This is a genomic window from Pseudobutyrivibrio sp. AR14 (genome assembly GCF_900101325.1).
Lineage (GTDB): Bacteria > Bacillota > Clostridia > Lachnospirales > Lachnospiraceae > Pseudobutyrivibrio.
In genome coordinates, this window is record NZ_FMUY01000007.1 from 37,836 (window position 1) to 51,488 (window position 13,653).

General features: G+C 39.9%; 14 protein-coding genes. 11 read left to right on the forward strand and 3 right to left on the reverse strand.

Annotated features, from left to right (window positions below; translation table 11 throughout):
- The first annotated feature begins 216 nt into the window (after positions 1–216).
- From BLP50_RS07915 to BLP50_RS07930, 4 genes are all read left to right on the forward strand, one after another.
- On the forward strand, positions 217–1,239 hold the full coding sequence (locus BLP50_RS07915; RefSeq protein ID WP_090153451.1) for a phosphatidylinositol-specific phospholipase C domain-containing protein: 1,023 nt from the start codon (positions 217–219) through the stop codon (positions 1,237–1,239).
- Positions 1,240–1,266: 27 nt separating this feature from the next.
- Positions 1,267–1,515, forward strand: a complete 249-nt coding sequence (locus BLP50_RS07920) for a hypothetical protein (RefSeq protein WP_090153454.1) — start codon at positions 1,267–1,269, stop codon at positions 1,513–1,515.
- Between the two features lie 115 nt (positions 1,516–1,630).
- Positions 1,631–3,661: a methyl-accepting chemotaxis protein gene (locus tag BLP50_RS07925; RefSeq protein WP_090153457.1), complete on the forward strand. Its 2,031-nt coding sequence runs from the start codon at positions 1,631–1,633 to the stop codon at positions 3,659–3,661.
- Entirely contained in the window at positions 3,651–4,652 is a 1,002-nt protein-coding gene (locus BLP50_RS07930) for a sugar ABC transporter substrate-binding protein (protein ID WP_176753727.1), read from the forward strand. Before BLP50_RS07925 ends, BLP50_RS07930 begins: the two co-directional genes overlap by 11 nt.
- 102 nt (positions 4,653–4,754) lie before the next feature.
- Here BLP50_RS07930 and BLP50_RS07935 read toward each other — a convergent pair whose 3' ends face one another.
- Positions 4,755–5,204, reverse strand: coding sequence for a CYTH domain-containing protein (locus BLP50_RS07935; RefSeq protein ID WP_090153710.1), 450 nt, complete (start codon positions 5,202–5,204; stop codon positions 4,755–4,757).
- 358 nt (positions 5,205–5,562) lie between these two features.
- Between BLP50_RS07935 and efp the strand changes: the two genes are divergently transcribed.
- Positions 5,563–6,120 (forward strand): elongation factor P, encoded by a 558-nt coding sequence (gene efp, locus BLP50_RS07940; protein WP_090153462.1) that lies wholly within the window; start codon positions 5,563–5,565, stop codon positions 6,118–6,120.
- A complete protein-coding gene (locus tag BLP50_RS07945; protein ID WP_143001132.1) occupies positions 6,120–6,323 on the forward strand; it encodes a hypothetical protein in 204 nt (67 codons plus the stop codon). The genes efp and BLP50_RS07945 overlap by 1 nt, the downstream gene beginning before the upstream one ends.
- A gap of 47 nt (positions 6,324–6,370) precedes the next feature.
- Here BLP50_RS07945 and BLP50_RS07950 read toward each other — a convergent pair whose 3' ends face one another.
- Positions 6,371–7,327 (reverse strand): L-lactate dehydrogenase, encoded by a 957-nt coding sequence (locus tag BLP50_RS07950; RefSeq protein ID WP_090153466.1) that lies wholly within the window; start codon positions 7,325–7,327, stop codon positions 6,371–6,373.
- 250 nt (positions 7,328–7,577) lie between these two features.
- Positions 7,578–8,732 (reverse strand): FprA family A-type flavoprotein, encoded by a 1,155-nt coding sequence (locus tag BLP50_RS07955; RefSeq protein WP_090153469.1) that lies wholly within the window; start codon positions 8,730–8,732, stop codon positions 7,578–7,580.
- 218 nt (positions 8,733–8,950) lie between these two features.
- On the opposite strand from BLP50_RS07955, the gene BLP50_RS07960 reads away from it, so the two are divergent.
- From BLP50_RS07960 to BLP50_RS07980, 5 genes are all read left to right on the forward strand, one after another.
- A complete protein-coding gene (locus tag BLP50_RS07960) occupies positions 8,951–10,633 on the forward strand; it encodes a methyl-accepting chemotaxis protein (protein WP_163927079.1) in 1,683 nt (560 codons plus the stop codon).
- Positions 10,634–10,829: 196 nt separating this feature from the next.
- Positions 10,830–11,054, forward strand: a complete 225-nt coding sequence (acpP, locus tag BLP50_RS07965; protein WP_205467945.1) for an acyl carrier protein — start codon at positions 10,830–10,832, stop codon at positions 11,052–11,054.
- Between the two features lie 2 nt (positions 11,055–11,056).
- On the forward strand, positions 11,057–11,500 hold the full coding sequence (accB, locus tag BLP50_RS07970; RefSeq protein ID WP_090153476.1) for an acetyl-CoA carboxylase biotin carboxyl carrier protein: 444 nt from the start codon (positions 11,057–11,059) through the stop codon (positions 11,498–11,500).
- Between the two features lie 2 nt (positions 11,501–11,502).
- Positions 11,503–12,885 (forward strand): acetyl-CoA carboxylase biotin carboxylase subunit, encoded by a 1,383-nt coding sequence (gene accC, locus BLP50_RS07975; RefSeq protein ID WP_090153478.1) that lies wholly within the window; start codon positions 11,503–11,505, stop codon positions 12,883–12,885.
- On the forward strand, positions 12,878–13,651 hold the full coding sequence (locus tag BLP50_RS07980; protein ID WP_090153480.1) for an acetyl-CoA carboxylase carboxyltransferase subunit beta: 774 nt from the start codon (positions 12,878–12,880) through the stop codon (positions 13,649–13,651). The genes accC and BLP50_RS07980 overlap by 8 nt, the downstream gene beginning before the upstream one ends.
- Positions 13,652–13,653 lie beyond the last annotated feature (2 nt).

Here is a 13,653-nt window from a genome sequence, read left to right on the forward strand (position 1 = left end):
ATAAACCTCTATTTGATATGTAAAATTAGGTCTTAGTAACATCTTATGAAATTCAAATTCTCATAAAATAAGAACCACAAATATGATTTTAACATAAATAAAAAGAAAGGGAGAATAGAAATATTCAATGATTTTAGTTTTGAATTAGTGGATAAACTAAAAGACAATGATAGGGAAGAATGTTAAAATATTTTTATAAAATGTAAAGGGGGCAATATGAGCAAGGGGCGATTTTTTAGAATAATTTGTGGCATTATGATACTTATAATATCTGTGATTTTAGTGCAGGTATTTGTTAGTGATGACAATAATGGTGGAGATGAACTGGGTGACCAGGGGATGCAGCCGGGCTATTATGATCCTAGCAGATGGATGGAGTCCTTATCTGATGACACCTATTTGTCTGAGATTACCATACCAGGCACCCACGACAGTGCAGCTAGGTATGTTATGCTTGGCTACGTAATGAGATGTCAGGATACAAGTATTTATGAGCAGCTGGACAATGGATATAGATACTTGGATCTTAGAATTGCCCTTGATAAGAGCCAAAAGGAACACAGAATTAAGCTAGTTCATAATTTTGCTAATTGTCATGTGGATGGAGGGCTATTTTCCGATTATCTTCATCTAGAGGATGTGACAAAAGATATCTACACATTTTTACAGAAATATAATGATGAGACAGTAATTGTAAATTTTAAAATAGAAGATGATGAGGTTAATGTAAAAGAGATTCAAAAGCTTCTAAATCAGGAGATTACATCCAACAAGGATTATTGGTTTACAGAAGAATATATACCTACTTTAGGTGAGGCTAGAGGTAGAGCGGTGCTTGCAACTAGATTTGATGATATCGCAGGCACTGGAGTGACAGGACTTAATATGATTTGGGCCGAGCAGGACAACAAGACCCCAGTGGATATCCCATACGAATTATATGTAAATGATGAATTCAGATATTGGGTTCAGGATAGATATAAATACTCAGTTGAGGACAAATACGAGGCGGTAGTTGATGGCTTAGAAAACTGCGAAGCAGACGAGGATACTTGGTTTTTAAATTTTGTCAGCACAAGTGGTGATGGAAAAATAGGACATCCTAAAGGATATGCTAACAGCCTTAACGGTCTGCTTATGGATTATTCTTTCAAAGAAAATACAAGCTACGGTATTATTATAGTTGATTTCGGCAATGCCGATTTAGCTAAAAAAATATATTTAACAAATTCATTCTAATAAAAGAGGATTAAAGGAGGACATAGTATGAGTAATTTTGAAGAAGAGCAGGTTAATCCAATTCTGTTAGAATTCTTGGATACAGATGATTTTGAGGAAAAATACAAGATATTGGTTGCTACACCGATTATGGATTTTGACAATTTGTTAATTGACAATATGGCCTCATCTATTGACTGTGTTATTGAGGATGGGGATATAGAGAGCAGAGTGCAGGAATTAAAGGTTTGCGTTAAAACTAGAGCAAAATACGAAACATTGCGCTTAAGAAGATAAATATTTTCTCAATAATGCGAAAATATGCCTTTTGATAACAATTGCTACATATTTAGATGGTAAAATTTTCCCATAAGTTTAGACTTGGGTTATATTACAGACATTAGGAGGGGAAATGGCGAAAACAGAGAAAAGTCCTAAAGGCACTAAGACTAAAAAGATTAAGGATAAACTGCTTTTGTTTATCGTGCCAGCAGTTGTTGTTACAATTATCATATTGGTAGCAATATCTTCATTTCTTTCTAAAAGCAGATTGGAAGAAATGGCTCGTAACGAGCTTGAAAGTTCTATTACCAACCAGGCAGATAATATTTATGCATGGCTTGAACAGAACTTGGAGAATTTCAGTACAATCAAGGCTTCACTTGAGGGCATGGATCTTGATGAGACCTACTATGAGGAGGTGCTTACTACCTTTGTAGGTTCTAATAGCAATGCGCCAAATGGTGTGTATATTGCCACTCAGTCGGGTAAGGTCTATACAGGTAGAGGCACAGATTTATCTATTACCAATCCAACTGACCAGCAGTGGTACAAAGAGGGCCTCTCACGTATTAATATGGCATACGGTGAGCCATATAAAAATGATGAAGGGGAATATGTTATTTCGGCATCAGGTATTTTGAATGATGGAAGCGACGAGATTAAAGTCGTAGCAGCAGACGTTACTCTCGGCAAGATTTCTATCATTGTAAATTCTGGTGTAAAAATGAAGAATGCCAATTCCTTCCTTGTAGATAGAAATGATATGATGGTTCTTGCACATCGTGACAGTAGCCTAGTTTCTACAACTTTGACAGGAAGCTTAGGTCGACCTGTAATGGATGGAACATACAATGCAATCTTATCAAGTGATTACAGCACAACAAATTTAGGGCAATACACTGTAGCCTTTAAGGAAATCAAGGGTACAGACTGGCTCCTTGTTTCATATATTGAAAACAGTGTAATTCTTGCCAATGTAACACAGCTTATTACAATTCTTCTTATTATAGGTGTGGTTGCAACTATACTTATTGTTATTCTTGTTAGCGCAATTATTGGTCGTGTTATTAAGCCACTTTCATACATCACAGAAAACATTCATGCAATGTCATCTGGTGACTTTACAATCGAGGTCAAGAATACATCTAATGATGAGATCGGTGTGATGGGACAGCAGGTTGGAAAGTTTGTTGGACTGATGCGAGATATGCTTTCAAGTATCAATGATGAGTCTGAAAAGCTTAAAGAAGAATCAGATAATTCAGATCAGGTTAGCCGCGTGATGTTTGATGCATCTCAGTCTCAGGAGAGCGCAATGGTTAACTTGAATCAGACAGTTGATCAGCTTGCTATAGCGGTTAATGAAATCGCAGAAAATGCTACAACTCTTGCAATGGTTGTTTCTGATACAAAGGCTAATTCAGATACAGCATCAGAGAGAATGGCAGAGACAGTTGAGATTTCTAAGAGCGGTAGAGCAGACATGGAGAAACTCTCAGTTGCTATGGGAGAGATTCAAGCCGCCAACCAAGAGCTTGTTGCTTCAGTTGAAAAGGTAGGTCAGGCGTCTGAGGAAATCACCAATATCGTTGGTATGATTTCTGAAATCGCTGAAGAGACCAACCTTCTTTCACTTAACGCCTCTATTGAGGCAGCCCGTGCCGGTGAAGCTGGTAAGGGATTTGCAGTTGTTGCTTCTGAAATCGGTGGACTTGCTAAGCATTCAGCAGAGAGTGCTCAGAGCATTTCTGATTTGATTAATCAGGTCCGTGATCAGATTGAAAAGGTTGTTTCTCAGGCAGACGCCAGCGCCAAGAGTATCGAGGCCAACGGCGAGTTGATTGATGCAGCAGTTACAACTTTTGACAAGATTTTTGAAAATATTGAGAGTACAAGTGATGTAATCAAAGAAATGATTGCAGACATCAATAAGGTTGACGAGGTATCTACTAACGTTGCTGCTATTTCTGAAGAACAGGCAGCTTCGGCAGATGAAATCCTTGAGACATCTAAGAACATGGTTGAGCAGGCACAGGCAATCACTCAGAGTAGCCAGGATGTAGCTGATAATTCACATCAGCTCGCAAATACAAGCCAGACACTTACAGGTTATGTTCAGCAGTTTAAGATTGTTAAGGAGGATACCGATTATGATGAATAATAGACTTAAAAAGATAGCGGCCCTTCTTGTTGCAGGGGTTATGGTTATCGGAATGACCCTTACAGGCTGCGGAAATAGCAGTTCAGGTTCGGGCGGTGGATCAGCCAAGGGAATGAAGATATTTTTCTCAACACTTACTCTTGATACCTTTAAGGAGATGCTTCAGAACGGCGTAGTAGAAGGCGGTAAGGAAGCAGGGGTAACAGTTGATGTAGGCGAGGAATGTGGCTCTGTAGATGAGCAGGTTGCTCAGATTAAGCAGGCAGTTGATGCGGGATATGATGCAATCATTTGTAATCCAGTAGATGCTACAACAGCTCTTCAGCTTGAGGTTACAGCTGGTGACACACCTATTTTATTTGTAAATTCTCAGCCAGATGAGCAGTATCTTGAGCCAGATAAATACATGTACGTAGGAAGCTACGACAAGGATGCCGGCAACTTCCAGGCAGAATATGTATGGAACAAACTTGGACAGCCATCTAGCATGAATATCGTATTATTCCAGGGCGAGCCAGGACATCCAGCTGCAGGACTCAGAACTACAGCAGTCAAGGAATACTACAAGAAAAATGGAATCGATGTAACATTTGTTTTTAATGATACAGCTTATTGGGATACTGCAAAAGCAGCAGAAGAGTTCAAGCTTTTCCTAAAGACAAAGCAACCATTTGACGCAGTAATCTGCAACAACGATTCTATGGCTGTTGGTGTGGTTCAGGCCATGAGAGAGGTAGGACTTGACCCAGGCAAAATCCCTGTAGTTGGTGTAGATGCTACAACAGAGGGATGCCAGTCGATTATCGATGGCGGAATGCAATTTACTGTATACCAGTCAGCTACTGGTCAGGGTGCAGCAGCTATTCAGACAGCTATTGCGCTGGCTACTAAGGGAACAGCTAAGGGAATTGAAGGCCTCACAGAAGATGGCTATTATGTATGGGTTCCATATGAGCCAGTAGATGCATCCAATGTTAAGGATTATATGTAATTAGAAAATTTATTTATTGCTTCTTGCTTTAAATAAAATATAAGTGCCGAGGGCTAATCTTAAAGACTGGTCCTTGGCACTTTCTATTTTAGGTGTGTAGTTCTATGAAAATGGGTTAGCCCATATCATATTTGAGTTATGATAGCGGGTGTCTTCTGTGACATCATTCCCAAACCATGAAGGTGGTGTAAATGAATTGGCCGCATCTATTGATGGAAATTCCACCTCAGCCATAATAAGTCCCTTCATATGGCCCTCGAAAATATCAAGCTCGATGGTGTAAGGCTTATATGGAATCATATAGCGGCGCTTGGTTATAGGATGGCCATCAATTTTCTCCAATAAATGCTCATAAGCCTCAGCTGTAAGAGCAGCCTCAATTTCTTCTCTAGCAAGCTTGCCGCTTCCCTTATAGGTGAGAATGTACTTGTCATTTTTCTTTCTGATACGCACAACAGGCTCGGTGGAAAGGTATCCCTGCTCAATATCTACATATTCATATTTTGATAAATCTGGAAGGTCTTTGATTAAAAATTTTCTTTCGATTTCCATCTTTTGCTCCCTACATATATTGATAATAAGATAGTAGCATATCCAAAGAATAGATGCACGACTAAACAAAAGACCCAATGCAACCTCTACAGAGTAGCTATAGATAACCTGGGTTCAAAATGCTACAATTAAGCCTAAATGTAGATAGTCTAGGGAGATTCTATAAAAGAGCTGATTTATGAGGATTAGATTAAATGGACCACTAACCCCGTCCCCTAGGTCCATTGCATAAAATTGTCTTGAAATTATCTGATTTTTGAAGTAATATATTGTATACGAGTGTGGCTATAAGCCAATTGAATTTAGTATTAAACGTATGAGACTGCGTAGTCTTATACCTGTTAAGGAGGATTTTATAATGATTACAGCCGGTGATTTTAGAAACGGTATGACAATCGAGATGGACAACAAAGTTTATCAGGTTATCGAGTTCCAGCACGTTAAGCCAGGTAAGGGTGCAGCATTCGTTCGTACAAAGCTTAAGGATATCAAGGGCGGCGGTGTTACAGAGACATCTTTCAGACCTACTGAGAAGTTCCCAGCAGCACGTATCGATCGTAAGGATATGCAGTATCTTTACAATGATGGTGAGCTTTACAACTTCATGGATGTTGAGACATATGATCAGGTAGCTCTTACAGCTGACCAGATTGGTGACGCTCTCAAGTTCGTTAAGGAAAATGAAATCGTTAAGATGCTTTCACACAATGGTTCAATCTTCTCAGTTGAGCCACCTATGTTTGTTGAGCTTCAGATTACAGATACAGAGCCAGGTTTCAAGGGTGATACAGCTACAGGTGCTACAAAGCCAGCTACTGTTGAGACAGGCGCTACAGTATACGTTCCACTTTTCGTAGAGAATGGTGAGACAATCAAAATTGATACTAGAACAGGTGAGTATTTATCAAGGGTATAATGATGGATTACAGAGAATATCCACTTTCGGAGTTGTTACAAAATCGAAAAATATATGCTGTTTTTGATGAAGAGTTTCAAAAGGGCACCTGGTTGGATGCCACAGCTCTCATTGGAAGCGAGTGTACTATTAATCAATTGTATCGTGACGGTACAGTGCCTCGCGAGACATTAGATAAGATAGTGGAGAGACTTTCTAGATAATCAATAATAAAGGCCTTGGCGATTGCCAAGGCCTTAGTTTATGTCATTTAGTTGAAATCGATTGAATCTACAACCTCTTTAAGAGTTCTGGCAGATTCCTGCAGAGCTTTAATTTCATCTTCGTCAAGAGAAATAGGTACCTTTGTCTCAAGTCCGTCAGCACCTACAACTGATGGCATTGAAAGGCATACACCATCGATGCCATATTCGCCATGCATCATGTGAGATACAGGAAGAATAGATTTCTCATCGCGGACGATTACTTCACAAATACGTTTTACAGCTACAGCAACACCATAGTATGTGGCGTGCTTTCTCTTGATAATTTCATAAGCGGCATTCTTAACTCGCTCAGCAATTGCCTTCTCTGATTTCTCATGCTCGAAATGACCACGCATCTCGCAGAAATCATTAAGTGGAATACCAGAGACATTTGCACTAGAGAATGCAGCAATCTCGCTATCGCCGTGTTCACCGATGATAAATGCATGTACAGAACGGCTATCAATACCAAGATGCAAGCCAAGCTCTGTCTTAAGTCTAGCCGAATCAAGCACAGTACCTGAACCGATAACTCGCTCCTCTGGAAGTCCAGAAAGCTTAAGAGCTGCAAGTGTAAGTACATCAACTGGATTTGCTACGATAAGGAGAATTCCACCGAAATCTCTCTTTGCAATCTCAGGAATAATAGATTTGAAAATGCCAACATTTTTATGAACCAAATCAAGTCTGGTCTCGCCTGGCTTCTGGCCAGCGCCAGCTGTTACTACAACGATTGCTGCATCTGCAACATCATCATAGTCACCTGCATAAATTTTCATAGGCTTATTAAATGGAGCGCCATGGGAAATATCCATTGCTTCTCCCTCTGCCTTGTCATGGTCTGCGTCAATTAACACCATCTCTGAAAAAAGACCACTTTGAGACAATGCAAAAGCTGTTGCGGAGCCTACAAAGCCCGCACCAATTATAGCAACTTTTCTGTGATTTACTTCTACTGCCATATACACCTCCTATATTTTCTCTCGCCCGTTACGCTCTCAAGCCTTGGATATTACAGTTTCTGAAGGCTGTTACGCTCTCAAGCCTTAGTGTTATACTAGCTCGTTACACTCTCAAGCCTTGGATATTACTCCACTCGACTAACACGTCTCGTTGCGCAACACCAAGAGCTTGATAGTTACGAGCTACAGATAATTACTAAAGTTAACAGCTTGTGAACTACGGGCTATTTACAATCTACAATGTTCCTATTTACAGTTTAGCCACCAGGTCATCCATCGCCGCTTCAGACGCCGCGTTGAGCGTAGACTTGATAGATACCACTGGTTCTACGAATTCGATATTTTTTAGTGGCTCAAGGATTGCCTGCATGCATTTTGCAGCCTGTGGAGCCCAAGTTCCATTTTCAACAAAGCCAACTTTTCTGTTCTGGTAAGCCTTTGCACGGAGATGGTGAAGGAAGTCTTCCATAGGTGGGAAGAGGCCACCATCGTATGTGCTTGCACAACAAATCATTTTGTCATAGTAAAATGCTCTGGCTACAGCCTCTGATAGAGGCTCGCGGCATAAATCAATAAACATAGTCTTTACACCCTTGGCCTCAAGCTTTTCCTGAAGCTTAAGAGCGGCGCGCTTTGTATTGCCGTGGATGGAAGCGCAAGCAATGAGAACTCCTTCCTCTTCTGGCTTATAGCTGCTCCAAATATCATATAAGTTGATATAGTAGCCAAGATTCTCTGTGAGAATTGGACCGTGAAGAGGGCAAATCTTTTGGATATCAAGACCGGCTGCCTTCTTAAGGAGAGCCTGTACAGATGCGCCGTACTTTCCAACAATATTAAGATAATATCTGCGGGCCTCATCAATCCATGGTTCCTCAACATCTAATGCTCCAAATTTTCCAAAGCCGTCAGCTGAGAAAAGAATCTTTTCTTTTGACTCGTACTCAACCATTACCTCTGGCCAGTGAACCATAGGAGCCATTACAAATGTAAGCTCATGCTCACCAAGAGAAAGTGTATCGCCCTCGGCAACAACATGCTTTCTATCGGCAAATAATGCCTCATCCATAAACTGAGTCATCATTGTAAATGTCTTTGAATTACCTACAACTTTTGTATCAGGGTATTTTTCTAAAAATGCCTTGATAGAACCTGAGTGGTCTGGCTCCATATGAGAGACAACAAGGTAATCAACCTTTTTACCGTTTAATTCTTTCTCAAGATTTGAAAGCCACTGTTCTGTAAATCTAGGATCAACAGTATCCATTACAGCTACTGATTCATCTAATATTAAGTAGGAATTGTATGAAACTCCATTTGAAACAGGATATTGGCTCTCAAATAAGTCGATGGTTTTGTCGTCGCAGCCAATATACTTTATAGAATCTGAAATTGTTACTGACATGATGTATTTCCTCCTTTTGCTATAGCTATATATTATCAAATTCCCCTGTTCTTCACTAGTCTCTTAGTGATTAATTATAATCAATAATGAAAAATATATAGAATAGTCTGAACAATCTGTGAAAGTTCACAGTTTGTTAGAATATTACCTTTATAATGAGCCTTATAACAACGTGTATTATTACACAAGGGAGTCACCGTACTGGAGGTATTTTATTTATGAAGAACAATAGAAACGCAAAAGGCACAATTGCAGGAGCTTTGAGAGAGTTTTCCGGTTTTACTATCCGAATGTTCCTTGCCAATGCAATCATAATGATTGTATTCTTTGTTATTATTTTTATAAACGTGTACAACTTTTATAATGTACAGTTTGTAACAGAGAAGTATCAGATGGAAATTCGTAAAGACGTACAGACCATCAACAAGCGACTTTTATTTGCTGTGGCATCAAATGATCCTGAAGTAACAGCTGACCAGAAAGCTGATTTGGAGAAGAGATTCCCGAAAATTGAGGGATATTTTGGAACCATTTCTGCTAACTTGAATAATGCCGAACTGGGAGCAAACCTAGATACCTATTGGAAGGGATTTGAGGATGCATCATTTGAAATGCTTGCCCTAGTTGAAGCCGGTGAAACAGATAAAGCTGTAGAGTATTTTAATTCTACATTAAATGAGGCTGCTGAAACTCTTGCAGATGCTTTGGATGAGACAGGTGAACTGGCAGAGTCTGCAGCTGCAGGAAAATATATGACTATTATGGTTGTAGTAGTTGTTGCAGCTATTGTTCTTGTGATAGCTTTAGTTATCATTATCCTAATCAATAGGAAGAGAAGTGCAGATATGATTAAGGGCATTGAGCGTGATCTTGATATTCTTGCGAAGGCATCAGAGGAGATTGCCCAAGGTAATGTTCACGTAGAGATTGATTATGAAGCAGACAATGAAATTGGCCGCGTTGCAAAACAGCTAAAGATTGCGGTAGAATCCCTTGTTTATTATATTGATGAGATTGCAGCTGTTATGTCTACTATGGCAGGGGGCAATTTCAATATTAACTTTGAGCGTGATTTCGATGGAGATTTTAAAGAAATCCAGACTGCTGTTGAAACATTCTCGAAGGAAATTTCTGAATCAATGACAGAGATTATGGAAGTTTCGGATATGGTTTCTGATGGTGCTAACCAGATTGCAGGTGCAGGTCAGAATCTTGCTGATACAGTTACATCACAGGCAAATATCGTAGATGATTTGTCAGTTACAGTTAAGGATATTACAGAACAGATTTCTAATAATTCATCTGACGCCACAGCTATATCACAGGAAGTGGAAGTGGTTGCGCAGAATATTGTAGAAGGCAATCAGAAGATGCAGGACGTTGTAAATGCTATGGATGCAATCTCTGCTTCTTCTCAGGAAATCTCAAAGATTATCGATACAATCAACGCTATTGCAGATCAGACTAATTTGCTTTCACTTAATGCATCTATCGAGGCTGCTCGAGCTGGTGAGGCAGGTAAGGGATTTGCAGTTGTTGCCACAGAGGTATCACAGCTGGCAGGACAGACAGTGGAGGCTGCTCAAAATACAGCGGGTCTTATTAATGCATCTCTTAAGAGCGTGGAAGAGGGTATCACAATTGCAAATGAAACTGCTGAAAAGCTTAATGGAATGGTAGCGCAGGTTCAGGGAATTGCTGAAAAGGTTAAGACCATCGCTGATGAATCAAGTTCACAGGCTACTTCAGTTAAGGAAATGTCTTCTAATATCAGCGAGATTTCGTCCGTTGGACAGAACAATGCAGCCACATCTCAGGAGTCACTTGCTCTTAGCTACGAGATGAATGAACATGCAAATTCTCTCAAAGGTCTGGTTGAGAAATTTGAACTTAAAAAATAAATAAAAATTTTTTATATTTGGAATCGCTAGTGTTTAAAGGCACTAGCGATTTTTTAAAGATTAATATCTAAAAAATTTTAACTAAAAACCTTGACATGTTTTTGAAGTTGGGTATCATAACATTAGTTAAAGAAATTTAACTAAATATATTTTAACTAAAAAATATTAAGTATTCCAATTAGAAAAGGAGAAAATTATGTTTGAAGTAGTAAAGGAAGTAATCATTGACACTCTTAGCTGTGCAGCTGACAAGGTAACAATGGAGGCAAATCTTTTTGAGGACCTTGGCGCAGATTCACTTGATGCTGTAGAGCTTTCTCTTGCCGTTGAAGAAAAGACAGGTATCACAATCGATGAGGATGCTATGGCAGAGATTAAGACTGTAGCAGACATCGTAAACTATCTTGAGGCACATAAGTAATTATGGAATTAAAAGAAATCAAGGAGCTAATGAAGGCTTTTGATGCAAGCGGAAGTTCCTATTTTGAAATTGAGGACCAGGGATTCAAGCTTAAGCTTAAAAAGCCTTCTGATATAAAAGTTCAGGCGGCGCCAGTTACAGTAGCTCCACAGCCGTCAGCTCAGGTGGCGGTAGAGACACCACAGATTTCAACAGAAGAAAAGGTTGAGGGCGATGTAGTGAAAGCTCCTTTAGTTGGAGTTTTCTATTCTGCTCCTTCCCCAGAGGAAAAGCCTTATGTGCAGGTTGGGGACAAAGTAAAAGCAGGACAGGTCCTTTGCTTGATTGAGGCCATGAAGATGATGAGTGAAATCACAGCACCAAGAGATGGCGTCATAAAAGAAATATATGTAAAGAATCAGGATGTTGTTGGCTTTGAAGAACAGTTATTTCTCATAGGAGATTAGTTATGTTTAAGAGAATTTTAATTGCTAATCGTGGAGAGATTGCAGTACGAATAATCAGAGCCTGCATGGAAATGAATATTGAGTGTGTGGCTATTTATTCCACAGCGGATAAGGAATCACTTCATGTGAAGTTAGCCACAAAAAGCATTTGTATAGGACCAGCCAGGGCGGCAGATAGCTATTTAAATATGGATGCAATTATCACAGCAGCACAAGTTACTGGCTGTGATGCTCTTCATCCAGGGTTTGGATTCCTTTCTGAGAACTCTGATTTTGTTAGAAAATGTCAGGAAGCAGGAATCACTTTTATCGGACCAACTGCTGATGCAATGGATGCTTTGGGTAACAAAGCTACTGCTAGAAAGATGATGATGAAGGCAGGAGTTCCTGTTGTGCCAGGTTCAGATGGACCGGTTGAGGATTTCAAGAAGCTAGAAAAAATAGCAAAAAAGATTGGCTATCCAGTTCTTATTAAGGCAAGCGCAGGTGGCGGCGGCCGAGGAATGCGTAGAGTTTATCATCCAGAGGATTTAAAGAAGCTATACGAAGAAGCTAAGGCGGAGACTAGAGCATGCTTTAACGATGATGAGATGTATGTGGAAAAGCTGATTCTGAATCCAAGACATATTGAGTTTCAGATTTTGGCTGACGAGCATGGCAACGTGATTCATCTTGGAGAGCGCGACTGCTCAATACAGCGTAAGAATCAAAAGCTGATTGAGGAAAGCCCATGTATGTATATTAATGATGATCTTAGAAAGTCTATGGGTAAGGCAGCTGTTACAGCAGCCAAGGCTGCAGGCTACACAAACGCAGGTACAGTTGAATTTGTACTTGATGAAAAGGATCATTATTATTTCATCGAAATGAATACTCGTATTCAGGTAGAGCACGGTGTTACAGAGGCTGTTACAGGAATCGACCTAATTAAGCAACAGATTAGAATAGCCTTCCACGAGCCTCTTAAGATAAAGCAAAAGGATGTAAAGCTAAATGGACATGCCATGGAATGCAGAATTAATGCAGAGGACCCAGCAAAGGGATTTATGGCAAACACAGGAAAGATTACATTCTTAAATGTGCCAGGTGGTCCTGGGGTGAGAGTGGATACTCTCCTCTACAATGGATATGAAACAAGCCCATTTTATGATTCTATGATGGCGAAAATCATTGTTCATGCACCAACACGTTTGGAGGCAATCAGAAGAATGAGAAGAGCATTGCTCGAGCTTGTTACAGAGGGCATTACTACAAACGGAGATTTTGATTATTTGCTTTTGCATCATCCCGATTTTGTTAAGGGTAATTACAACGTCAGCTTTATAGAAAATCATGCAGATGAAATATTATCTTGGGATAAAGCGGTGAGTGATATAGATGAATAGTGTAGTTGATCAGAGAAAAGACAAATTTAATAGGTACAAGGATTTGCGTCAGAATCCTGCTGAACTGCTAGAACCTGCTATTAAGCCGGTGGCAGAGTATGGTGTCTGGGACAGAATAAATGATGTGACAGACAAGGACAGTTTCAAGGAATTTGGCTTTGATTTTGAAGAGACTAATCCACTTGAATTCGAGGGTTATGTTCAGAAGAAAGAGGAGCTTAGAAAGGAAACTGATTGCCACGATGCCATTGTGGCAGGTACTTGTAAGATTGGCGGTTACGAAGTAGCTCTTGCTGTTATGAATAAAAAATTCATGATGGCATCCATGGGAGTTGAGCTTGGCGAGATTGTATGCCAGACAGCTGAGTATGCCGGCAAGAAAAATATTCCTCTTGTAATATTTACAGCAAGTGGCGGAGCCAGAATGCAAGAGGGAATTTTAAGTCTGATGCAGATGGCAAAAACAAGTGCAGTTATCCAGAAGTTCAAGGATGAAGGCGGACTTTATATTACAGTTTTAACACATCCAACAACTGGTGGTGTATCTGCTAGTTTTGCAACGTTAGGGGACATTACACTAGCTGAGCCGGGAGCCTTAATTGGATTCGCAGGCCCTAGAGTAATAGAGCAGACAATTGGTCAAAAGCTTCCAGAGGGATTCCAAAGAGCAGAATTTTTGGAGGAGCATGGATTTGTAGACAAGATTGTCCACAGAGAAGATATGAAAGAAGCTTTGACACAGATTTTAATGCTTCATAGCAAATAGGA

What these genes read in the sequence shown, in the direction of transcription:
- BLP50_RS07960 (WP_163927079.1), top strand. Translation starts at nt 8,951, where the DNA reads ATGAAGAACAATAGAAACGCAAAAGGCACAATTGCAGGAGCTTTGAGA.
- BLP50_RS07925 (WP_090153457.1), top strand. Translation starts at nt 1,631, where the DNA reads ATGGCGAAAACAGAGAAAAGTCCTAAAGGCACTAAGACTAAAAAGATT.
- BLP50_RS07920 (WP_090153454.1), top strand. Translation starts at nt 1,267, where the DNA reads ATGAGTAATTTTGAAGAAGAGCAGGTTAATCCAATTCTGTTAGAATTC.
- accC (WP_090153478.1), top strand. Translation starts at nt 11,503, where the DNA reads ATGTTTAAGAGAATTTTAATTGCTAATCGTGGAGAGATTGCAGTACGA.
- BLP50_RS07915 (WP_090153451.1), top strand. Translation starts at nt 217, where the DNA reads ATGAGCAAGGGGCGATTTTTTAGAATAATTTGTGGCATTATGATACTT.
- BLP50_RS07955 (WP_090153469.1), bottom strand. Translation starts at nt 8,732, where the DNA reads ATGTCAGTAACAATTTCAGATTCTATAAAGTATATTGGCTGCGACGAC.
- BLP50_RS07945 (WP_143001132.1), top strand. Translation starts at nt 6,120, where the DNA reads ATGATGGATTACAGAGAATATCCACTTTCGGAGTTGTTACAAAATCGA.
- BLP50_RS07980 (WP_090153480.1), top strand. Translation starts at nt 12,878, where the DNA reads ATGAATAGTGTAGTTGATCAGAGAAAAGACAAATTTAATAGGTACAAG.
- BLP50_RS07935 (WP_090153710.1), bottom strand. Translation starts at nt 5,204, where the DNA reads ATGGAAATCGAAAGAAAATTTTTAATCAAAGACCTTCCAGATTTATCA.
- BLP50_RS07930 (WP_176753727.1), top strand. Translation starts at nt 3,651, where the DNA reads ATGATGAATAATAGACTTAAAAAGATAGCGGCCCTTCTTGTTGCAGGG.
- acpP (WP_205467945.1), top strand. Translation starts at nt 10,830, where the DNA reads ATGTTTGAAGTAGTAAAGGAAGTAATCATTGACACTCTTAGCTGTGCA.
- accB (WP_090153476.1), top strand. Translation starts at nt 11,057, where the DNA reads ATGGAATTAAAAGAAATCAAGGAGCTAATGAAGGCTTTTGATGCAAGC.
- BLP50_RS07950 (WP_090153466.1), bottom strand. Translation starts at nt 7,327, where the DNA reads ATGGCAGTAGAAGTAAATCACAGAAAAGTTGCTATAATTGGTGCGGGC.
- efp (WP_090153462.1), top strand. Translation starts at nt 5,563, where the DNA reads ATGATTACAGCCGGTGATTTTAGAAACGGTATGACAATCGAGATGGAC.